21 protein-coding genes and 1 tRNA gene are annotated in these 23,715 nt (G+C 37.9%); 15 read left to right on the forward strand and 7 right to left on the reverse strand.

Translation table 11 applies throughout. From position 1 onward, the window contains the following. Positions 1-37: 37 nt before the first annotated feature. The 6 genes from AC6I5C_RS13165 to AC6I5C_RS13190 all read left to right on the forward strand — a co-directional run bounded on the left by AC6I5C_RS13165 (position 38) and on the right by AC6I5C_RS13190 (position 9,163). On the forward strand, positions 38-1,021 hold the full coding sequence (locus tag AC6I5C_RS13165; protein WP_497905550.1) for an aldo/keto reductase: 984 nt from the start codon (positions 38-40) through the stop codon (positions 1,019-1,021). A gap of 431 nt (positions 1,022-1,452) precedes the next feature. After that, complete coding sequence (locus AC6I5C_RS13170) at positions 1,453-1,824, forward strand: response regulator (protein ID WP_497905551.1); 372 nt, start codon at positions 1,453-1,455, stop codon at positions 1,822-1,824. Between the two features lie 25 nt (positions 1,825-1,849). Continuing rightward, positions 1,850-5,641, forward strand: a complete 3,792-nt coding sequence (locus tag AC6I5C_RS13175; protein WP_497905552.1) for an ATP-binding protein — start codon at positions 1,850-1,852, stop codon at positions 5,639-5,641. A gap of 121 nt (positions 5,642-5,762) precedes the next feature. Further along, on the forward strand, positions 5,763-6,803 hold the full coding sequence (locus tag AC6I5C_RS13180; RefSeq protein WP_497905553.1) for a response regulator: 1,041 nt from the start codon (positions 5,763-5,765) through the stop codon (positions 6,801-6,803). 176 nt (positions 6,804-6,979) lie between these two features. Beyond that, a complete protein-coding gene (locus AC6I5C_RS13185) occupies positions 6,980-8,533 on the forward strand; it encodes a vWA domain-containing protein (RefSeq protein WP_497905554.1) in 1,554 nt (517 codons plus the stop codon). Positions 8,534-8,599: 66 nt separating this feature from the next. After that, complete coding sequence (locus tag AC6I5C_RS13190) at positions 8,600-9,163, forward strand: hypothetical protein (protein ID WP_497905555.1); 564 nt, start codon at positions 8,600-8,602, stop codon at positions 9,161-9,163. A gap of 155 nt (positions 9,164-9,318) precedes the next feature. Here the strand turns inward: AC6I5C_RS13190 and AC6I5C_RS13195 are convergent. The 5 genes from AC6I5C_RS13195 to mscL form a co-directional block, all read right to left on the reverse strand. Next, a tRNA-His gene (locus AC6I5C_RS13195) sits at positions 9,319-9,394 on the reverse strand. A gap of 59 nt (positions 9,395-9,453) precedes the next feature. Further along, positions 9,454-10,170 carry a bacillithiol biosynthesis deacetylase BshB1 gene (gene bshB1 / locus AC6I5C_RS13200; RefSeq protein ID WP_497905556.1) on the reverse strand — a complete coding sequence of 239 codons (717 nt, stop codon included), beginning with the start codon at positions 10,168-10,170 and terminating at the stop codon, positions 9,454-9,456. 82 nt (positions 10,171-10,252) lie between these two features. Continuing rightward, entirely contained in the window at positions 10,253-11,422 is a 1,170-nt protein-coding gene (locus tag AC6I5C_RS13205; protein WP_497905557.1) for a trans-sulfuration enzyme family protein, read from the reverse strand. Positions 11,423-11,533: 111 nt separating this feature from the next. Next, complete coding sequence (locus AC6I5C_RS13210) at positions 11,534-12,136, reverse strand: glutathione peroxidase (protein WP_497905558.1); 603 nt, start codon at positions 12,134-12,136, stop codon at positions 11,534-11,536. 42 nt (positions 12,137-12,178) lie between these two features. Beyond that, positions 12,179-12,628 carry a large conductance mechanosensitive channel protein MscL gene (gene mscL, locus AC6I5C_RS13215; RefSeq protein ID WP_497905559.1) on the reverse strand — a complete coding sequence of 150 codons (450 nt, stop codon included), beginning with the start codon at positions 12,626-12,628 and terminating at the stop codon, positions 12,179-12,181. 167 nt (positions 12,629-12,795) lie between these two features. On the opposite strand from mscL, the gene AC6I5C_RS13220 reads away from it, so the two are divergent. Together AC6I5C_RS13220 and AC6I5C_RS13225 are read left to right on the forward strand one after the other, a co-directional pair. Then, positions 12,796-13,395: a transcriptional regulator gene (locus tag AC6I5C_RS13220; RefSeq protein WP_053977265.1), complete on the forward strand. Its 600-nt coding sequence runs from the start codon at positions 12,796-12,798 to the stop codon at positions 13,393-13,395. Continuing rightward, positions 13,392-14,108 carry a DUF3307 domain-containing protein gene (locus tag AC6I5C_RS13225; protein WP_497905560.1) on the forward strand — a complete coding sequence of 239 codons (717 nt, stop codon included), beginning with the start codon at positions 13,392-13,394 and terminating at the stop codon, positions 14,106-14,108. Before AC6I5C_RS13220 ends, AC6I5C_RS13225 begins: the two co-directional genes overlap by 4 nt. A gap of 71 nt (positions 14,109-14,179) precedes the next feature. Here the strand turns inward: AC6I5C_RS13225 and AC6I5C_RS13230 are convergent, their stop codons facing one another. Continuing rightward, positions 14,180-17,368: a cytochrome c biogenesis protein gene (locus tag AC6I5C_RS13230; protein WP_497905561.1), complete on the reverse strand. Its 3,189-nt coding sequence runs from the start codon at positions 17,366-17,368 to the stop codon at positions 14,180-14,182. 77 nt (positions 17,369-17,445) lie between these two features. After that, on the reverse strand, positions 17,446-17,838 hold the full coding sequence (locus AC6I5C_RS13235; RefSeq protein ID WP_497905562.1) for a group III truncated hemoglobin: 393 nt from the start codon (positions 17,836-17,838) through the stop codon (positions 17,446-17,448). Between the two features lie 58 nt (positions 17,839-17,896). Here AC6I5C_RS13235 and AC6I5C_RS13240 point away from each other — a divergent pair, with 58 nt between their 5' ends. The 7 genes from AC6I5C_RS13240 (at position 17,897) to AC6I5C_RS13270 (ending at position 23,653) form a co-directional block, all read left to right on the forward strand. Then, on the forward strand, positions 17,897-18,655 hold the full coding sequence (locus tag AC6I5C_RS13240) for a Rossmann-like and DUF2520 domain-containing protein (RefSeq protein ID WP_497905563.1): 759 nt from the start codon (positions 17,897-17,899) through the stop codon (positions 18,653-18,655). Further along, positions 18,645-19,175: a KdsC family phosphatase gene (locus AC6I5C_RS13245; protein WP_497905564.1), complete on the forward strand. Its 531-nt coding sequence runs from the start codon at positions 18,645-18,647 to the stop codon at positions 19,173-19,175. Before AC6I5C_RS13240 ends, AC6I5C_RS13245 begins: the two co-directional genes overlap by 11 nt. 35 nt (positions 19,176-19,210) lie before the next feature. Next, entirely contained in the window at positions 19,211-20,125 is a 915-nt protein-coding gene (locus tag AC6I5C_RS13250) for a geranylgeranylglycerol-phosphate geranylgeranyltransferase (RefSeq protein WP_497905565.1), read from the forward strand. Further along, positions 20,125-20,712, forward strand: coding sequence for a Maf-like protein (locus tag AC6I5C_RS13255; protein WP_497905566.1), 588 nt, complete (start codon positions 20,125-20,127; stop codon positions 20,710-20,712). The genes AC6I5C_RS13250 and AC6I5C_RS13255 overlap by 1 nt, the downstream gene beginning before the upstream one ends. Positions 20,713-20,786: 74 nt before the next feature. Further along, complete coding sequence (locus AC6I5C_RS13260; RefSeq protein WP_053977273.1) at positions 20,787-21,317, forward strand: mechanosensitive ion channel domain-containing protein; 531 nt, start codon at positions 20,787-20,789, stop codon at positions 21,315-21,317. Between the two features lie 34 nt (positions 21,318-21,351). Next, entirely contained in the window at positions 21,352-22,419 is a 1,068-nt protein-coding gene (gene corA, locus AC6I5C_RS13265; RefSeq protein WP_497905567.1) for a magnesium/cobalt transporter CorA, read from the forward strand. Positions 22,420-22,441: 22 nt separating this feature from the next. Continuing rightward, on the forward strand, positions 22,442-23,653 hold the full coding sequence (locus tag AC6I5C_RS13270; RefSeq protein ID WP_497905568.1) for a hypothetical protein: 1,212 nt from the start codon (positions 22,442-22,444) through the stop codon (positions 23,651-23,653). Positions 23,654-23,715: the final 62 nt, after the last annotated feature.

Raw genomic sequence — 23,715 nt, forward strand, 5'->3', positions numbered from 1 at the left:
CTATTTTTGAACTTAAATTCAGCCTTAAAACATTAAAATGAAAACAAGACACTTAGGAAAAAACGGATTTGAAGTCAGCGAAATAGGCTTGGGAACTTGGCAAATTGGTGCCGATTGGGGAAAGCAATTTTCTACAGATAAGGCATTGGATATTTTAAACACTGCCGTAGAAAACGGTATCACTTTTTTTGATACCGCCGATGTCTATGGTAATGGGCAAAGCGAAAGCTTTATCGGGGAATTTTTAAAGCAAACCGATAAAGATATTAAAGTGGCTACCAAATTTGGCCGCGGCGGCGATGTCTATCCATCATCCTACACCAAAGATGCCATGCGAAAGGCCATCGAGCATTCCCTAGATCGCTTGGGTGTAGATGCCTTGGATTTGTTGCAACTGCATTGCATTCCAACTGCCGAAATGCAAAAGGGAGACGTTTTCAATTGGTTACGCGATTTTAAAAGCGAAGGACTCATCAAAACCTTTGGAGCCAGTGTCGAGTCGGTTGAAGAAGGACTGTTGTGTTTAGAGCAAGAAGGCCTGCAATCCTTGCAGGTTATTTTTAATATTTTCAGACAGAAATTGGTCAATGAATTATTACCTCAAGCCGAAGCCAAAGAGGTGGGCATTATTGTACGTCTACCTTTGGCCAGTGGGTTATTGGCGGGTAAATTCACTAAAACTACCACCTTTGAAAAAGAAGACCACAGAAACTACAATAAGGATGGTAACGCCTTTAATGTAGGTGAAACCTTTGCTGGTTTACCGTTTGAAAAAGGTGTAGAATTTGCAGATGCCCTAAAGCCTTTAGTACCTAAAGGCATGACCATGGCACAGTTAGCTTTGAGATGGATTTTAGATCATAAAGCCGTGTCTACAATCATTCCTGGGGCCAGTTCCCCAAATCAAGCACAAGCCAATGCCCTGGTATCTGAACTACCTCCACTATCAAAAGAACTACACGCAACACTTGCTGAATTTTACAAAGCAACCGTACAGGAGTTTATCCGTGGGGTTTATTAAAAACTTTACTTGACCACATATTCCATTCTCAAGGGAACCAAGAATAATTGAACACAATTAAAACTGGGTTCCCTTCCTTTTTGAGAAGCGTATTCTCCCTTCCTTTTACTCACTAAGAAGCATCACAACTCCAACTTATTTCACTTAGCCTCATTTCATTATCATTTTTATTGTATATTAGTTATGAAGTTTTACATCGTATTTAGTAAGGCTTACTGAAGAAATTTCGTTTTTTACGAAATAAGCATTTCATCATAATCCCCAATTCCTCCCAAAATAAAACCGACCGTTCCCTAAGAACAAAAGCTATTCAAGCTGAAACCCCAAACATAACAACCATAAAAAACATTTCTATTCACTGCCTAAAAAGTAGGGAAAAGCAGATGCCACTTATCCTGTATATGAATATGTAACCAACAAATAACAGCCTTATGGAAGTATTGATTGTAGATGACGAAAGAGATATTGAAACCTTGTTTCGTCAAAAATTCAGAAGAGAAGTAAGAAACCAAAATCTAGAATTGTTGTTCGCCTTTTCTGGTTCTGAAGCCTTGGAAATACTGGAACGGGAAAACCCTCCCAAAGTGGTTTATGTATTTTCCGATATCAACATGCCGGGAATGACGGGCTTGGAATTATTGGACAAGATTAAATCACAATTCCCAAATATCACCGTAAGCATGATTTCAGCTTACGGCGACAGTGACAATTTCAATAGAGCCATACAATCCGGTGCCAAGGAATTCTTCACAAAACCAATCGACTTTGAATCCCTAAGAAAAGAAATCCATCAAATGTTATAACATTCAATATCTAGAACAGCTGACCATGTATAAGCAAAAACCAATATTCTTAATCGGATTCTATTGCGTGACCATAAGCTTGATGCTCTTTTCATGCCAACAAAAGATTCCTGCGCCTCCATTACCAAAATGGGACATGGAATACCTTCCCCCGATAGAGAAAAAAATAACCTTTCCTAAAAAGGACACCATCAATTGGGACTCCATCCCCTCCATTAAACTGGCTCCCTTACCTACAAAGAAATTAGACTTAGAGAGCATCCCTTCCAAACCCTTTGTTATAGATGACATTACCAACATTGAGGGGCAAATAGAATCTGAACACCTTGATTTAAACGAACTCCCCTCTACTCCATTCAATTTGGATTCTCTACCCACGTTCACCTTTGAATTAGAAACTATAACATTAGGGGAGCCTGATATTATCGAAGCGGGGCCTTTATCAAATATAAGCGGCACCTCTAGAGGGGTTCAAACGGGAGGCCAAGCATTTGGGTTAACGGGTTCGCCAAACAATATTATAAAAGACAACAATGGCTTTTTGTGGGTTGGCACCCAAGTAGGGATTGCTCGTTATGACTCCCATAAATTTGAGTTTTATGGAATTGACCAAGGTCTGGATTTATCTTATGCCTTTTGCCAATTTATCGATACTAAGGACCGTATCTGGATACAATGTAATAGTGGGCTTTGGATTTTAGACCCATCACTTAAATTAGCTTATAGAATTATTACTGACATTCCTCTAAGAGATGGATATGGCTTTACAGAAGATAAGTATGGAAATATTTGGTACTCCAATATTAATTTTGGCTACCATGTAATAAACCTGGAAAACCAAACCATAAAAAACATTACTCCAAAAGAAGGATTAATGAAATCTACTCCTTCAATTTATATTTCACCTTTAACTGATAAAGAAGGTCTTGTATGGCTTTCCTCGTTTAATGGCTTAAATATCCTTGATCTTAAGAAAGGTACAAATCAATCCATAGTATTCGAAAAAGAGAAAGATAGCTTACGCAATAAAATCATTTCTATTGAAGAAGACTCCAAAGGCAACCTATGGATAGGAGGACTGGATGGCGTCGCTTTTATCGACAAAAAAAATAAAACTTACAACAGACTACCTGTTTCTAAATTTATAGAAGATTGGGTTGGCATCGCCTCCACATATGAAGACAAACATAAAAATATGTGGCTAGGTACAGGAATCGGCTCCATTTTAAAATACGATCCATCCAACCAGACTATTGAAAAATTTATTTTAGATAATTCTAAGGGTCGACGACCAATCGCATCCATTGTGGAGGACTATCAAGGTAATATATGGTCCACCAAAAAATTTGTGGCTACCGGTGGAATATTTAAATTAAACACATCACAAGGAAGAGCTAGTAATTACTCCTCAATTGATGGCTTATCAAATGATAGCATATGGAGTAACGTGATGCTCGATGATAAAAGCATTTGGATTGGCTCAAGAGGTGGAATAGACTTTTACAATCCTAAAACAAAGACTATTAAAAACCTTGGTATCAAAGACAATTTATTGCATGAGGACAATAGAAATCTATTTAAAGATTCTAAAAATCGAATTTGGGCAACTGGGAATAGTTCTCCTGGTATTAGCATTATAGATCCCGAAAAGCAAACCATTCAATACCTAACTAAAGACCAAGAACTACAAAACTATGGGCCAAAAGTTGAAGACGAAAACGGCAATTTTTGGCTAACTAGCTTTGACGGAAATATATTAATCCTAAACAAAGAGTTAACAGAAGCTAAGAAAATCCAATTGGACACTGTTGGAAGTGGAACCGGCTTTTATTCTCTTAGCAAAGATGTCAACAATAACATTTGGGCATCAACAAATGGAAAAGGCATTTATCGCATAGACCCTCAACATCATACAATTGAGCATTTCACTTCTGAAAATGGCTTTTTAACCGACAACCTTAACTATATTCATATAAGTGAGCCAAACAAACTTTGGATTTCATCAGATCGAGGTGCTTATCTCTTTAATCCTAGCAACGGCTCAGTTAAAATATTCCAAAAAGAACAAGGTTTGGTATCAAATGAAATTTTCGATATTAACAGTCATAACAACAAAATCTATGTTGGCTCCCTCAGAGGAATCAACATTTTGGAAGAAATGGAAAGGGCCAATTCTTTAAATGAACAATGGCAAGTCACCACTATAGCAGAGGAACAAGGCTTACAGTATTTGGATGTGAACATGGGTAGCTCCATGATTGATGATCAGGGTAGGTTATGGATTGGGATTGAAAGCAAAATCCTTTCTATATTGGATGAAATGAAACTGGATACTATACCAATAAAAACCTTTATTACTGGCATCAACCTCTACGACACAACCATTAACTTTAAAAGTGACTCCCAAATCCTTGATAACAAAAAACAAGGTTTACCAACCCCTCTAGACAATAGTAATTCCTTAAATAGCAATAGCCCCTCAAGCGCTTTAGACCCCAATATTGAATACAACAATGTAGAAGGCCCTTATAATTTACCATTGCAACTACAACTCCCCCACAATCAAAATTACATCAGTTTTAATTTTAATGCTTTGGCCTATTCCAATCCAAACTCAGTAGTTTATCGTTATTTTTTGGAGGGCATTGACAAAAACTGGAGCAATATCATCACCGAAGCAAAAAGTGAAAATTACAGAGACCTTCCCCCTGGGGATTACACTTTTAAAGTCATTGCAAAGGGCTATAACAATGTATGGAGTAAGCCTGTAGAATTAAGTTTCAACATTATTCCTCCATGGTGGAAGACCTGGTGGGCCTATTTGGCCTATGTAACCCTGTTTGCTTTGATCCTCTACAGCATTAGCAATTACCGTTCCCAATGGTTAAAAAAGGAAAACCGCATCCTTGAAGAGCGCGTAAAACACCGCACCTCCCAATTGGAGAAAAGCCTTCACGACCTTGAAGCCACCCAAACCCAACTTATCCAATCCGAAAAAATGGCGAGTCTAGGAGAGTTAACCGCGGGTATTGCCCACGAGATACAAAACCCTCTCAATTTTGTCAATAATTTTTCAGAAATCAACACTGAACTTATAGAAGAGCTTCAAGCCGAGAGACAAAAACCGGAAAGCGAAAGAGATCTTGAACTGGAAGAAGAACTCATGAGAGACATCGCCGCCAATGAAGAAAAAATTAGGCACCACGGCACAAGAGCCGATGCCATTGTAAAAGGCATGCTACAGCATAGCCGCAACAGTAGCTCCGATAAAGAATTGACAGACATCAACAAATTGGCAGATGAATACATGCGTCTTTCCTATCATGGCCTTAGGGCTCGCGACAAGTCCTTTGTGGCTGGTATGCAGATGGATTTGGACGACTCAATCCCAAAAATCATGGTAGCTCCCCAAGATATTGGCCGCGTATTGCTAAACCTCATCAACAACGCATTTTATGCCGTAAATGAAAAGAAAAAAACAGCCCCTCCCGATTATAAACCAATGGTTACTGTTGCAACAAAACAAGTGGGCGATCAAATTGAAATCAATATTATCGATAATGGTCATGGCATCCCTGCAGAGGTGGTGGACAAAATTTTCCAGCCCTTTTTCACAACAAAACCCAGTGGTCAAGGAACAGGATTAGGATTGTCATTGTCGTATGATATCATTAAAACCCATGGCGGCACCTTAACCGTTAAAACCAGTGACGGTAAACCGATAAACATTAACAATGTATCAGGAAAGGATCTAGACAAGGGAACCATGTTTACCATTTTATTACCTATCAACAATGAAGATACAGTCCAAAAGTAAGAGGTATAATATCCAAACAAGGAAAGATATTCATTAAGTAGAAGGAACATTATGAAAATAATATCATGATATCGACTGTAGAACAACCAATTAAAAGTTACGGATTTAAACCTAATTAGTTATGTCAAAAATATTGGTAGTAGATGACGAACCGGATTTAGAGGTTCTGATAAAGCAAAAATTCAGAAAGCAAATTAGACAAAAAGAATATGAATTTTACTTTGCCCAAAACGGCAATGAGGCGCTAGACAAAATAGGCGATTTACCTGATTTGGACATTGTACTGAGTGATATCAACATGCCAGAAATGGATGGCCTTACCCTACTTTCAAAATTAAGCGAACAAAAGCCTCTTCTTAAAGCTGTAATCGTTTCGGCTTATGGAGATATGGAAAACATCCGTACAGCCATGAACCGTGGTGCATTTGACTTTGTTACCAAACCCATCAACTTTGAAGACCTCACCCTTACCATGGAAAAAACCCTTGACCACGCCCGCTATATCAAGCAAACCATACAAGCCGTCAAGGAAAACAACATCTTAAAAATGTACGTAGATGAAAGTGTCCTCAACTTTATGAACAGCCGTGAATTTGAAGTCACCATCATGGATAACGAAACTATTGAAGCCACTACCATTTTTATTGATATATGTGGCTTTACAGCTATTAGTGAAAATGCAAAAGCCAACACGGTAGTGTCACTAATAAACGCCTATTTTGATGAAATGGTAAAGGAAATCATGGCACAAAATGGCTATATCGATAAATTTATTGGGGATGCTATTATGGCTGTATTTAGAGGGGAATATCATTTAGATCGCGCTATAGATGCCGCCTTGGCGGTAAGAAATAAAATCAACAGTCTACCACAAATGAGCAATGATCTGGCATTTACCCCTAAAGTATCCATAGGGATTAAAAGCGGGGAAGTCATTTCTGGGAATATAGGATCGGCCAGTTTAAAACGTCTGGACTATACCGTTATTGGAGATGCCGTAAACACTGCCGCCCGATTACAGGATATCGCCAAGGAAAATCAAATCATCATTAGCGAAGATTGCTACGAAAAAGTAAAAGAGTCCTTTATCTGTGAAAAAATAGGAAGCATTTCCCTAAAAAATAAAAGTGAACCCGTAACCATCTACCAAGTCGTTGAATAGACTAAAAAACATGACCTTTCCCTTATATTCATTAGATCAATTTACTTCTCATCCTTACAACACGTAATCAGATAAAAATTGTTGGCACTGTTTTTGTAAGAAAAATTCAAATTTCTAAGTAAAACTCTTCAAAAGAGTCAATTCAAAAAATCACCAACAATTAAAAAGAAGTACTTATGAAAACCCACTCAATTCTAATCATAGTTTTCCTTATGATTACAAGCTGCAATCGAGGTCCTTACAAATCTTCCGAATCTGAAACTATTTATGAAACAGTCGATTTCATGACTATAGAAGAAAATGACGACTATAATACTGAAGAATATGGTGTAATCAAGGAAAATGAATTTCTGGAAGTCTTAAAAAATCCACTTTCCACTTTTTCTATTGATGTTGATGCGGCCTCCTACAGTAATACAAGAAGGTTCCTTACCCAAGGGCAATTACCCCCTAAAGATGCCGTAAGAATTGAAGAGTTTATCAACTATTTCAAGTATGACTATGAAGCTCCTCAAAACGAACACCCCTTTGCTATTCATACCGAAATTTCAGAATGCCCATGGAACAATAAAAACAAATTACTCCATATTGGGCTTCAAGGCAAAACCATGCCAACAGAACATATTCCGCCAAATAATCTAGTTTTCCTTTTGGATGTTTCTGGGTCTATGAACGATCCATACAAATTGCCTTTACTGAAATCATCGTTTCATTTGTTGTTGGAGCAACTAGGCGAACAAGATAAAATTGCCATTGTAGTGTATGCGGGTGCAGCTGGTTTGATATTACCTCCAACCACATGCAATAACAAAGAAGTTATCATACAAGCCATAAATAACTTGGAAACTGGTGGTAGTACCGCAGGAGGAGAAGGTATCCAACTAGCCTACAAAATTGCAGAGGAAAACTTCAAAAAAAGTGGGAACAACAGAATTATTTTGGCCACGGATGGCGATTTCAACTTAGGAACATCCAGCGATGCAGAACTTGTACGACTTATTGAAGAAAAAAGAAAAACGGGCGTTTATTTATCGGTTCTAGGGTTTGGCTCTGGAAATTATAAAGATTCTAAAATGGAGCAGTTAGCCGATAATGGGAATGGTAATTACTACTATATAGATAATTTATTTGAAGCCAAAAAAGTTTTGGTAAATGAAATGGGTAGCACTCTACACACCATTGCCAAAGATGTAAAAACTCAAATTGAATTTAACCCTTCCAAAGTGTACCAATACCGTCTTATTGGCTATGAAAATCGACTGTTAAAAAATGAAGATTTTGACGACGACACCAAAGATGCTGGAGAATTAGGCAGCGGACATTCAGTTACAGCCCTCTATGAAATTGTTCCGAAAGCACAAGATTCAAGCAATACAAAAGATGCACAATACAAATACCAAGCTACTCAAATAACCACTACAGCTTATTCAAGTGATGAGCTAGCCACCATAAAGTTTAGATATAAACTTCCAACAGACTCCACAAGTAATGGGTTTGAGCAAATAATTCTTGACCGCAATATTAGGTTAAGTAACACTTCTTCAGATTTTAGGTTTGCCGCATCCGTGGCTCAGTTTGGTATGTTGCTAAGGGATTCCAAATTTAAAGGTAATACAACCTATGACAAAGTGATTACCATGGCAACCAATTCAAAAGGAGATGATACTGAAGGATACCGGGCTGAATTTATCAAAATGGTAGAGGTAGCAAAAGCCTTGGACTTGAAATGAAGATTCTAAAAGTTTACAACTCATAGACTACTAGAAAAAACATTTATTCATCAAACCATAACACGAATGAAAAAAACCATTCTTACCCTAGCCCTTTGTGGAATTGCTTTAATTGCAAAATCCCAAAATTCAAGTGTAGAAGAATCAACCTTTGGAGTCCAAGTTGGATTTCTAGGAATTTGGGGACATAATGAATTAAAATTATCGAACTCCATAGCATTTCGATCTGAATTAGGGCTCGACAGCGGAATTTGGGCGGGGACATTTTACGAAAAAACAGGATTTCTAATGACCCCAGTGATAACCTTGGAACCAAGGTGGTACTATAATCTAAATCGAAGGGTACGCAAATCCAAAAGTATCGATGGTAATAGCGGAAATTTCATTTCACTTAGAACAAGCTACCATCCTGACTGGTTTGTTATTTCCAATTATGACAATGTTCGTGTAATTAGTGATATTTCTGTAATCCCTACCTGGGGAATTAAAAGGAATCTCGGCAAACATTTCAATTTCGAATCAGGAATTGGTATTGGATATAGGTATACCTTTGCCAAGGCAGCAGGCTATTCAAGGGATGGAAAAGAAATAGCAGCAAATTTACATGTACGGATTGGATATAGATTCTAATAAAACAATTACATCAGTCGATCAATTACTTCTCTCATCCATTTTACAAATGCCCTAAAGATTCGTAAGACTTTATCTTCATTGAAACCTTCCTTAATTATTCACTTTGAGCCACAAAAAAAGCCCTTCTTAAAAAAGAAAGGCTTGGTAATTTTGGGTGGAAGATCGGTCTCGAACCGACGACCTCCTGAACCACAATCAGGCGCTCTAACCAACTGAGCTACAACCACCGTTTTAATTGGTTTGCAAATGTAAACGATTTCATCATTACTGCAAAACTTTTTTTCAATTTATTTTACATCAAAAATGCTATCTACTGCTATACAACGCTCTACAGTAAAACCTTCCCCATGTTCTGTACCAATCAAACGACCTAGGTCCCTAGCACGGTATTCAATACTATCGGTAAAGTTCTTGCTGGAAATTGGCGTTTGTGGCCCTTTGGCCTTAGGGTCATAAAACTGTGTTTTATAAGCCATTACCGCATCTATTTTAACATCGACATAACCAGTAACATCCACAATTAAGTCTGGTTCAATGTTTTTCCACTGAATATAATGGTAGACAAACTTAGGACGCCATGGTTCTTGCTTTTCACCAAAGGCTTCGGTTTCAATTTTCATCAAGCCGCTTAAAAAACAAGCATCGCTCACCAATTTACTCCCTTTTCCGTGGTCTATATGCCGATCGTCAATGGCATTGCAAAGCACCACTTCTGGCTGATATTTCCTAATGGCTTCAATAAGCTTTAGTTGATGCTCTTTATCATTTACAAAAAAGCCATCGGCAAAGCCAAGATTTTCGCGTAGGGACACCCTTAAAATCTCGGCAGAAACGCGAGCTTCCTCCTTTCGAGTTTCGGCTGTGCCTCGAGTCCCCAATTCGCCTCGGGTCAAATCAATAATCCCCACCAATTTTCCATTGGCTATTTCTTTGGCTATAGTGGCACCGCACCCCAATTCCACATCATCGGGATGCGCCCCAATAGCAAGTATATCTAGTTTCATGAAGATTTGTTTTAAGAGGACAAATTACGAATTGTTTCTCTTTTACAAAACCCAATCCTAGCCTCTTTATTGCTCAAAAATATTAAGCCATAACGTTTTCTCCTTTTACTTTGGCTAATGCCTGTTTCAAATCCTTGATCAAATCCTCTTTACATTCAATACCCGTTGAAAATCTGATAAGGTTATCACTAATGCCAATAGCCGCACGCTCTTCAGCAGTCATAAGGGAATGTGACGTTAAATGAGGAGAAACTGTTGTGGTCTCCACCCCTGCTAGACTTAACGAAGGCTTGATGAGTTGCAAGGATTGTTGGAATTCCAAAGCATCCAAACCATCTGCCAATTCAAAAGAAAGCATACCGCCATACCCTTTCATTTGGGATTTTGCCAAGGCATGTTGCGGATGGCTTTTCAAGCCTGGATAGTACACCTGTTTTACATCCTCATGAGCTTCCAAAAACTTGGCGATCTTTTTGGCATTTCTATTTTGTGCCTTAACGCGCAACCCTAGAGTTTTGATACTGCGCTCCAACATCCATACGGTAAAATCGCTAAGGTTTCCTCCAAAATTCCTACCCACTCTCCATACTTTTTCCATAAGATCATTAGGACCTACAACTACTCCTGCCAGAATATCACTATGGCCTCCCAAATACTTGGTTGCCGAATGCATTACCAAATCAATCCCAAAATCTATGGGGTTTTGGTTTACGGGACTTGCAAAGGTGTTATCAATGGCTGTGATGATGCCTTTGGATTTTCCCAATTGGGCCACGCCTCTCACATCGGTAATGGTCAATAAGGGATTGGAAGGTGTTTCTATATAAATAACTTTGGTATTGGATTGTATAGCCTTTTCAAAATCGGCTACTTCATAGCCTTCAGTAAAAGTAAACTCAATGCCACGTTTTGGGAATTCTTCCCTAATAAAATTACTGGTGCCTCCATAAATAGTATTTTGAACCACCAAATGATCCCCTGCTTCCAACAGAGCAAACAACATACTACTTACCGCAGCCATCCCAGAACCAAAAATAAGGGCTCTATCAGTATGCTCCAAAGCTGCCAACTTTTTGGACAATGCCTCCTGATTAGGCGTGTTAAAACTACGCGGATAACGCTTTTGATCTACATCTTGAAACGCATAGGATGTAGATACATAAATAGGTGAAATGGCACTTTTAAATTGCTCGTCCTTGACTTCTCCTATATGAACACAAGTTGTGTTGAGTCCTAAATTATCGTGTGACATATTATTCTGAATTTTAGAATCTAAAATTACAAAACAAAACACACAACCAACACTTTAGCTCTTGATTTTTAAGGGCTAAAGTGTTTAAGTTTTCATTAATTTTATGTTACCCTACTGTCCCTGAATCCAGTTGATAATGGATTCATCTACGGGCAAAGTTTGAGGAGAAATCACCTTTACCAAATAGCCTTGTTCATCTAAAAGATACTTTTGAAAATTCCATTGTACTTCCGAATCTTCCAAACCATTTCTCGACTTTTGGGTCAAAAATTGGTACACCTCATGTATGTCATCTCCCTTCACCGAAATTTTCCCCATCATGGGAAACGTCACGCCATAGTCCTCTTTACAAAAGGTAGCAATCTGATTGTTACTTCCAGGTTCTTGACCTCCAAAGTTATTAGCTGGAAAACCTACAATAATGAAGTTTTCATCCTTGAACTCATTATACAGCTCTTGTAATTGGGCATATTGAGGCGTCAAACCACACTCACTAGCCGTATTGACAATCATGATCTTCTTCCCTTTTAAAGAGGCAAAATCAAATGGCTTGCCATATAAATCTTCAACCTTAAACTGGTAAATCTGTTCTTTTTCCATAGGAGTTTCAACTTGGTTTTCTACTACTGAAGCAGTTACAGCTTCCTGCTGCTCTGCGGTATGCTTGCAGTTCATAAACATAACTGCCAACACCAATACTATTAGTTTTCTCATGATTTAAAAGTAGTTATTTTTACTTAAAACCTTTATTTGTCGTCAATCTTTCAATCGCGATTTTAAAAGACTGTTCTGCTCTTCCATGAGTGTATTTAACTGAGACAACAGCTCTATATCCTTAGGAGTTGCCACAGTTTTATCGGCAGTGTTTTGAGCGCGGTTGCGGAGGCGGTTCATAAATTTCACCACAATAAATACGGTAAATCCAACAATTAAAAAATCCAACAGTGTTTCCAAGAAGGCCCCATAACCTATGGCTACCTCTTCGGAAACTATCTTGCCTGAAGCATCCATTATGGCGTCCCGTAACACCAACCGTTTGTCTTCAAAATTGATACCATGCGAAAGCAGGGACAAAGGAGGCATAAACACCTTTTTAACCAAAACATCCACGACTTTGTTGAAGGAGGCCCCTATGATAATACCTACAGCCATATCGATCATATTTCCCTTTACGGCAAATTCCTTAAATTCTTTTATTAATTTCATTTGCTACATTTTTTAGTTGAAGAATATACTTTTCCTTGCTCTTATTGCACAATATAAATGTATAAGAATATTTGCCACAAACATTATATTGAATATTATTAGTTTTTAAGATGATATCTTCGTATATTAGCTTTTAAAGTGATATACCAATATCCAAAACAACAATCATGACCAGTATCATCACCGGCGATATTATCAATTCAAGAAGCTTAGAGCCCAATGAGTGGATGCCTTCACTCAAGGAAGTGTTGAATCTATATGGCACAACACCTCAACAATGGGAAGTTTACAGAGGGGATAGCTTTCAACTGGAAGTTCCCCCTGAAAAAGCACTTGAAGCCGCCATTTTAATTAAAGCTTCCTTAAAACAATTTAAAAAAATGGATGCCAGGATGGCTATTGGTATCGGTGAAAAGAACTATACTGCTAATAAAATCACCGAATCCAATGGTACCGCCTTTATCAATTCCGGAAAGTGTTTTGAGCAATTAAAGAAAAACACCTTGGCTATCCAATCGACATTTCCTGAGTTGGACCACACCTTGAATATCATGTTTGACTTAGCATTGTTAACCATGAACAATTGGACACCAACTTCCGCCAGATTGTTAAGGGCCGCATTAGAACACCCTAACATGAACCAAATAGAACTGGCCGAGATTTTTAGTACCACGCAAGGCAATATCAGCCAAGGGTTAAAACGAGCAGGACATGACGAAATCACAAAACTCATAAATTACTACAAGTCCCAAATCACACAACTATGATTCACTTACTTATAAAATTAATACTTGCCCATATTCTTGGGGATTTTGTATTGCAACCTGCCAAATGGGTAGCCGACAAAGAAGCCAAAACCTACAAATCTAAATACCTCTATTGGCATATTGCCATTCATTTTGTACTGCTCATCCTATTATTGAAAGCCAATAGCTCTTATTGGATAGGTATCTTAAGCATTACGATATCCCATTACATCATCGATTTGTTAAAACTGCAATTCAGAAATCAAAAGAATAACCGCCTTTTATTTGTGTTGGATCAATTTGCCCACATTGCAGTAATTACAGTGGTAGCCTATGCCTACTCCCCTGTTCCGTTTAACTTTAGCGAATTATTCAATAGCAAAGTACTTCTCTTTATTTGCTGCCTTTTAGGAATTACTTCAGTCTCTTCCGTTATCATGAAAACGGTGATTTCCAAATGGCAACTGGAAGAAGACACCATAGACGAATCCTTGGAAAGTGCAGGCGCCTATATTGGTATATTAGAACGTCTGTTTGTGTTCGCCTTTATATTAATGGGCTATTGGGCCGGAATAGGTTTTTTGATAGCTGCCAAGTCCGTATTTAGATTTGGCGACCTTTCCAAAGCCAAAGACCGAAAATTGACTGAATATATCTTAATAGGAACCCTCTTAAGCTTTGGTCTGGCCATTATGTTCAGTATGGCCTATAAATTTGCCCTAACATTGTTATAAACTTACTCTTTGTAAAAATAAAAGGCGCCAACTTAGTTGGCGCCTTTTATTTATTTATAAATCCAGGAATCTTATTTCCTATAATACTTTGCATATTTTCTATAAGCCAAAGCACCCAAAAGCGCTACAATTCCAACTGCAATAGCAATAATGTTCAAACTGGCAATTTGCTGTCCCGATTGATAAGAATGTAAGCCTGAAAGGTAGAAATTCACACCAAAATAGGTAAACAAAATACTTGAAAAGGCAATGATGGAGGCTAGGTTAAACCCATATCTACCACGTAATCCTGGCACTAAACGCATGTGGATGACAAATCCATAAATCATGATACTGATTAAGGCCCAAGTTTCTTTTGGATCCCATCCCCAGTAACGTCCCCAACTTTCGTTGGCCCACATTCCTCCAAGGAAGTTCCCTATGGTCAACATCACAAGTCCTACCGTTAAAGCCATTTCATTAATGATGGTCAGCTCTTGAATATTTAAAGACATTTTGGATTTATTCTTTTCCGTGGTGAAAATCATCAATAAAAGAGACACCACTCCCAATATCATTCCAAGGGTAAACGGACCATAACTAGCTACGATTACTGCCACATGAATCATCAACCAATAAGAGTTCAAAACAGGCTGCAGGTTGGCAATAGCCGGATCCATCCAGTTCCAGTGGGCTACCATTAAAATCATGGAGGTCACAAAGGCTGTAGCTGCAAATGTCAAATCACTTTTTCTACCGAAAATCAATCCAAACAACATGGTTGCCCATGCCACATAAATCATGGATTCGTAGGCGTCACTCCAAGGCGCATGGCCAGAAATATACCAACGTACTACCAACCCCAAAGTATGCAATACAAAAAGCACGATGATAGACACCTTAAACACATTTGCCAATACAGACAAAGCTTTGCTCTTTTCATTAAAAATCTGCACAATGATTACGATGAACAGGAAAGTACCCGCATACATATACCAGCTAAACAATTTCTTAAAGATGTCGTATTTGTTATAGGTAATTTCGGCATCAATTTTCTTTTCAGAAAGCATTACATTTTCCCCTAAACGGTGCTGAGTTTTCTTGAAAGCCCCTAACATTTCATCCGCTTTGGAGAAGTCACCTGTTTGCTTGGCCTGATGCAAGTTCATTAAATAAGCACTGAACCCTACGTTGATAAAATTTCCATATAAGGAATCTTCAATTTTTTGTCGGTAACCTTCTTCCCTGAATTCCAAAGAGGAAATCCATTTATTATTAGGATCATTAGGTACCGGAAATATCTTCATGGAACGCCCTTCTATGGCATTGTACAACAAATACACACGTTGCTCGGCTTCCTTAAACTCCTTTTCATAGGCATTCAACTCATTTACATTGGTCATTTTATCCAAATATGGCTGCAGCTTAAAGCTTCCAACTTCATTGAAAAAATCCACCAAGGCCGCATATTTTTGGTCCTTTGGTACGCCAATAATACTTCTGATAGAATCCGCCTTTCTAGGCTTTAAATAGATGACCGGCACATTGTACCACAGCATTGGACTCTCCTGAATAGACAACAACACTTGGTTGGCGTCAAACTCCTCATAAGTATCATGCTTACTCAACTTACGCAACATTTCCGAAGCATAGGTATTCATAGGCATCATACGCCCGCTGTAATCCTGAATAACCATTCTACCAAACTTGGCAGCTTCTTCTTTTGGCGTGATGTTGGCACGTAATACAGAATCTATCTGTGCTTTGGTTGGACGCTCATGGTCATGCCCATCTCCTTCTGTATGTTCTTGTGAAAATCCTTGCAAACCAAATAACAAAATAGCAATGGTTAATGCTACTTTTTTGGTTTTCACCTTATCCAACATTCTTCTTAAATCCGCAAAACGGGTACCTTTTGTAAACAAGATGGCCAATAAGCCGAAGTACAATAAAAAGTACCCAATATAGGTAATCCAAGTTCCCCAGAAATCATGGTTTACAGACAACACCGTTCCTTTTTCATCTGGATCAAAACTAGCTTGGAAGAATCGGTACCCTTCATGATCCAAAATATTGTTCATAAAAACACGGTAATTGAAATCTCCATTTTCCTTGTCGAAAACAGTAATTTCACTAGCGTATGAGGAATAATTGTTTTCAGTACCCGGATAACGTTCTGCAATAAAATCGTTCAATTTAATGCTGAATGGCAGTTTGATTCTTTTGGAACCGTATTTTACAGCTACGTCCAGACCGCCTACTTTTATTTGTTCAAAAGAATTGTCGCTTCCTTTTCCTCCCAAAACTCTCACACGTTCGGTTTCACCGTTTGCCGTAACCTTTAGCACCAAACCATCGGCATCTCCTTTCAGCATTTGAGGTTTTTCAACAATATCAAATACCCCCTTAATTACTGGCTTTGGAAACACCATTTGCATGTTCCCAATAATGTAACGCGAACGCAAAACCAAAGGCTGAATGCTATCCTTAACCAATGTTCCTTGGGCGCCAGTGGCCATGGTTAAATACTCCCCTTCAAATGGCGATTGTATTAAAAGCTCTCCGTTATTATAAGTAATATTTACCGCTCCATCCACAAATTTGTTAAGTGAAAACAGTGTATTGTGGATGCTTTGTACTTCCCCACTCTTCAAGAAATGATTGTGAGGCGCACCTCCTCCAGACTCAACCACCTTTAAATAGTCTTCACCGGATTCATCCGGTATAATATCTTGTTCAGCTCCAGCAACAAATTTCTCAAGTTCTATGGAGACCGGTTGTCCGTCATAATCGGTGTCTACACTAAAACTATTGGTTAAACGCGGTGAAAAATCCACTTCCTTTTGAATAACCCTGCGCTGTGCTTGCCCATCAACAACCATATCGCCATCAATATAGGCTGTGACATATGTTTTTTGAGATAGAAACGTATCTTCAGTAGCACCTTCCCTAATAGGCATCATTCCTTCATAACCAATATAACGCGTTACAAAAGCTCCTAAAAGAATAAAGATGAACGCTAAATGCAACAACAGAGTATCCCATTTTTCCTTTGAAAGAAGTCTGTATCTAAAAATGTTCCCGATAAAGTTAATCACAAACACCCCCATAATGGCCTCAAACCACCACGCATTATAGATCAACTGTCTAGAATATGGTGTTGGCGAAGTCCCCATGTTCCGGTCCATAAAGGTCCCCGTAATCATGGCTGCGGCAAAAACAATAAATAAAATAGCGGTAAGTCGTGTTGAAAATAGAATTTTGGCAAGTTTATTTTGCATAATATGAGACTCTTATTTTAGCTCGCGCAAATTTAAGGTATTTACTTTACTTACTTATGTTAAAATAACTGAAACTTTTAAGGTGCTTGTCTGGCTTGAAAAATATTCAGGTAGAGAAAAGTGCCCATTTTTCGGGCTCTGTGCTTGGCGTTTTCGGCATAATCGCCCTGAAACAGTTCGTCTATGGTTTGCACCCACAAATTGAGCCATAGTCCAAAATGTAATTCGGTAATACTGTGGTTCGTTTCTCGATCAACTTTTACATGAACCTCCAACGGATTGCCATAATATTTGGTCTTTAGAAACAAACTGGACTCCCAAAAAGTAGTCAAGTGTTCAAAATGAGCCTCCCAATCTTTTATTATTGGGTTGAAAAAAGGCCCTAAAACCTCATCTGTTCTCACTTTTTTGTAAAACGTCGTTACCAATAAATAAATATCGGCTCTGTTTTGAATATCTTTTTTTGACATGAAACAAAGATAGACCATATCTCTTTTTTATCATGCTAGACTTACTTAATTTAGCAGCATGATTTCAGTTAGCATACTCGGTGCCGGCAATGTGGCCACACATTTATACAAGGCTTTTAAAAAGGCAGAATCAGTATCTGTAAACCAATGGTACAACAGACATTTGGCGCCTTTGGAAACCTACAGAAATGAAGTCTCCATAACCGATGACTTTTCGCAGCTTACAAAAAGTGATGTGTACATTATTGCTGTAAGTGACGATGCCGTGGCAAAATTGTCTTCCAACTTACCTTTTGAAGGCAGATTGGTCGCGCATACTTCAGGAAGTGTGGGCATCCACGATTTGGACAAGAAACATCAAAGAGGTGTCTTTTACCCTTTACAGACCTTTACTAAAGGTGCTGATGTAGATTTTGCGGATGTGCCGATTTGTATTGAAGTTTTAGAGAGAGAAAACCTTCCACTTTTACAAGAACTAGGAGAAGCTATAGGCTCCAACGTCTATAAAGTGAATAGCGATCAACGAAGAGCTTTGCATTTAGCCGCTGTTTTTGTGAACAATTTCACCAATCAACTGTATCGTGTTGCCCATGAAATCACCGAAAGCCAAGGTGTGGAATTTGAAATCCTGAAACCACTTATTACGGAAACAGCCAAAAAAGTTCAGGACATGTCCCCATATATGGCACAAACAGGTCCTGCCAAGCGCAACGACAAAAAAACAATTCAAAAACATTTAAAATTACTGGAGAATCCGCAGCACGAAGCCATCTACAAACTGCTTACCAGTTCAATAAAGAAAACCCATGGAAGATAAAAGCTATAAAGAATACCTAGAACACATCACCACCTTTATTTTTGACGTTGACGGCGTCCTTACCGATGGTACCATTACCGTAACTACTTCTGGCGAAATGCTAAGAACCATGAATATTAAAGATGGGTTCGCTTTGAAAACGGCCATAGATGCGGGTTTTCATATTTGTATTATTTCAGGAGGGTCTAACGAAGGGGTTCGTATACGATTGAACGGATTGGGTATTAAAGATGTGTATTTAGGAACCCATAATAAAATTGAAAAGCTCCACGAATACCTTGACAATAACAATATCAACATAGAAAATGTGTTGTATATGGGTGACGACATCCCAGATTACCCAGTGATGTCCTTGGCAGGCTTACCATGTTGTCCTCAGGATGCCGTACCGGAAATAAAGGCCATATCCAAATATGTATCCCATAAAAAGGGAGGTAAAGGTGCTGTTCGCGATGTGATTGAGCAAGTCTTGAAGGTACAGGGCAAATGGAACAGTAATTTTAGCGCTAAATACGATTAACACCAACAAATCCCAACTAACTAAACAACACTAACTTGGAACTATTAAAACTGATTCGCTGGAAGAACCTCCTAATGATTGCCTTGACGCAATACCTCATTAAATATGCTTTTTTTGAGCCGTTTGGCGTCAACATTACTTTAAACCTATTTGGGTTTTCTCTTTTGGTATTGGCTACTTTGTGTATTGCTGCCGGAGGTTATGTAATCAACGATATCTATGATGTGGAAACCGATTTGATCAACAAACCAGATCAAGTAATTGTTGGTAAAACCATTTCGGAACAAACCGCCAACAACCTTTTTATTGCTTTTAATGTGATTGGAGTTGGTATTGGTTTCTATCTATCACACTTGGTAGGAAAAAGTGCTTTTTTTGCAACCTTCATCATTGTATCGGGATTACTGTATGTATATGCTTCCTATTTAAAACCCATGCCGTTGATTGGCAATTTGGTAATTTCGGCCATGGTGGCTTTAAGCATTATAATTGTTGGCTTGTTTGAATTGATTCCTGCCATTACACCTGGCAACCAAGAAACACAACTGACCTTTTTCACCATTTTATGGGACTATGCCCTTTTCGCATTTATCTTGAATTTACTGCGCGAAATGATCAAAGATATTGAGGATATTGATGGTGACCACAAAGCAGGAATGAACACCTTGCCTATTGCTATTGGCCGTGAGCGTGCCAAAAAAATAGCCTTTGCTGTTTCCTTTATTCCGCTTGGAGGCGCTATTTATTATTTAATCAATTATTTGTACGGAAATATGGTTGCTGTGGTATATTTCCTTGTAGCCATCATTGCTCCAATGCTTTATATTGTTATCAAGATCTTTATGGCAGAAACCAAAAAGGAGTTTCATTTTATCAGCAATATGATTAAATTGGTCATGCTACTGGGAATGTTATCCTTGATTATTTACAAATACAGCCTTCTCGATTAATGCTGAACGACCAATTAAAACCATACCATATTGTTTTGGCGTCTGGTTCTCCCAGACGTCAGCAATTTTTCAAGGATCTTGGATTGGATTTTGAAATCATTCTAAAGCCTGTAAAAGAAGAATACCCACTACGATTAAGGCATTATGAAATCAGTGATTATTTGGCGCAGCTAAAAGCCATTCCCTTTAAGGAAGAACTTAAAGAGCATACCATCCTTATTACCAGCGACACCATTGTTTGGCACAACGATCAGGCTTTGGGCAAACCAAAAGATGAACAGGAAGCTTTTGAGATGTTAAGTTCCATAAGTGGACAAACCCATGAGGTCATCACTTCTGTATGCTTTACTACTCCTACTGTTCAAAAAACGGTAAACGCTATTACAAAGGTTACTTTTAAAGAGCTTTCCGAAGAAGAAATACGTTATTACATCAACACTTGCAAACCCTTTGACAAAGCAGGTGCCTACGGTATCCAGGAGTGGATTGGACAAATTGGCATCACTAAAATTGAAGGTTCCTATTTTAATGTAGTAGGCCTCCCCACCCATCTTGTTTACAAAACGCTGCTTAGTTTAACAGCTTAGAAATTGGCCTTTCTTATACCTTATTATTTCAATTTCTAATCTATCTTTGTTAGGAAATTTCATGACGCAACACTATGTTTTTTGAAGCTTACCAAGACAAATTAATTAAGGTTTTTATTCTCCTTATCATCCTGTTGATTATTAGGGCTGCCCTGAAAACCGGCATTACCAAAATTGGTAGAAACAGTGGCATTAATGAGGCTAGAATCCATCTTATCAATCGCTACACCACGGTATCATTGGTATTGATAAGCTTGTTATTTGGCGCCTTTATCTTTGGAGTGGAATTCAAGGATATGGCTTTGGTATTTTCCTCGGTGTTTGCAGTAATTGGTATCGCTCTTTTTGCCATTTGGTCTATTTTGAGCAATATCACTTCAGGCGTGATCATGTTTTTCTCTTTTCCCTATAAAGTAGGAGATAAAATTCAAATTCACGATAAGGATTTTCCCATTGAAGCCATTATCGAAGACATTAGGGCCTTTCAGTTACATTTGCGTTTGGACAATGGCGACCTTATCACCTACCCAAACAACCTCATTCTTCAAAAGCCTGTAACGCTTATTAAAAAAGATGCCATTGACGATGGCCACGACGCTTTATAAATATTGCCTATATTTATAAGGTCAACTTTTATGTATGGGAAAGAAACGAACCTCCAAGTATAAAAAGCACATTGCCAAAGCACCGGGAACCCTTATCTATACCGGTGAAAAAAACAGCCAGCAACTTTTTATTGAATCTTTCGATTACAATCTAGAAAGTGTCACCGAAAAGGAACTCAAAAATATAGAGGATGTCTTTGGATACAAAACCACAGAGTCCATCACTTGGGTTAACATCAACGGACTTAACCATATTGAAGCTATTGAAAAGGCCGGTGACCATTATGGCCTGCACCCTTTGATTCTTGAAGACATTGTTAATACTTCGCAGCGTCCAAAAATAGACGAGTACGACGACTACATCTTTATTTCCCTTAAAATGCTCCACCTTGATGCCGACGAAAATGTCATCATTGAGCAGGTGAGTTTTGTGATGGGAGACCGTTATGTCTTGACCTTTCAGGAAGCCGAAGGTGATGTTTTTGATAACGTAAGAGAACGCATCCGTTCTGGAAAAGGCCGTATTAGAGGCATGGGAGCCGACTATCTGCTATATGCCCTTGTAGATGCTGTTGTAGACCATTATTATGTGGTAAGTGAAATGTTAGGCAATAAAATTGAAGACATAGAAGACTCCTTATTTGAAGGCAGTATGAAGGACAACATGAGCGTTCAAATATTGATGCTGAAAAAGGAACTACTAAAAGTAAGACGTGCCATTTTTCCCTTAAGGGAAATCATCAGCCGTATCGAAAAAAGCGAAAGCCCTCTTATTGATAAAAAATCCATTCAATTCTACAGGGATATTTATGACCACGTCATCCAGCTCTCTGATAACATTGATATTTTCAGGGAGATGATTTGGAGTTTAATGGACATGTACATGACCACTATCAGCAACCGTATGAACGAAGTCATGAAAGTCCTAACCATAATCGCTACCATTTTTATTCCCTTGACCTTCATTGCCGGGATTTACGGAATGAATTTCGACCATATGCCTGAGCTTCACCTTAAATATGGCTATTACACTGTTTGGATTGTGATGATTGCGGTGTTCATTGCCATGGTGATTTATTTTAAAAGAAAGAAGTGGTTATAGTGCATACGATAACTACAAGAAAATGAACAAACTACTCACAATCACAATTCCATTTTTATTGTTGGTTCAGACTATATTTTCCCAATCTAAAGAAATAAAGGGTGATACAGCTTATTGGTACAAAAGAAATATAGAATTTCAAAAAAACTTAGATTTAAAAGATTTTGAAAAATCGGAAGATGAATTCAATTTTAGATTTTGGAATCACGGGCAGGTAATTGAAATTTCAAAAGACAGCTCTGAAATATATGGTTCAATTGTCAATTATATTTATCACACCAAAAAGGCTAACAGAAATCAAAGTGAAACACTTAAAAACAAAGTTCTTCTGACATCTCAACAAGCGGAAACCATCTTTGAAATTGTAAAAAACTCCAAAATTTTAGAATTACCAACAGATAAAAATATAGAAAACTGGAGTCAAGGTAGGGACGGAACCACCTATATTATAGAACATTCTGATAAAAAAAGTTATTGGCTAAAAAAATATTGGACACCATCTCCACAAGACTCAATTTCAGAGACTATTATTGTTTTAGATTTAGTAAAAAAACTGTCCGACACCTTAAAACTAAAAGTGGTTTACACTTCATTTAAAAACACATTACCAGAGAAAGGCTGTTACAATTCAGGAGGAATGGCAACCTGGTGCTATATACCTAACTCTATAGAGTTGGGCTATAGTGGAGCTACAAAATTACCTTTAGGTTTCTATTCATCTTATTCCGCTACAATCATAGGAAAAACAAAAATAAATGGAGGTACCTCATTACAGTATAATTTTGACAACAATGGATTTCATCATTTGAATTTACACATAGCCAAATGGAATATATTTCATAAAGATTCAAATCTTTCGGATTTTGTAGCATATAATTATCAGAATAGAATTCTCGAAATTAATAACACAAAAAATAAATTTGAAAATCATCAAGTCAAATATGGCTTAAACCTTAAGAAAAACTTAGGTATAGGAGTTGGATTAGACTATCTAAGCAGAGATTATGATAAAATTGGAGGATATTTGTATGCTACTAAATGGTTTTCTAAAGCCAATATAAGCGCAACAATTTCGACTTCACTATTTAACAATCGAATTAATTACAAAACTAAAATTTTCAAGGCTATTGATTTTAATAATAGATTCATTATAAACCGAATTTCTTTTGGAATAGCCTATGAGGAATTTATGGAATATAAAGATCTGTACTTTAGTTTTATAATACTGATTTAAGAAATGTAAGCAGGTAAATAATGAATAATTGCTTCTTATTTTTCTAGCGGAAAAACCTTGCA

The sequence above is a fragment of the Mangrovimonas sp. sgz306409 genome (assembly GCF_059735265.1).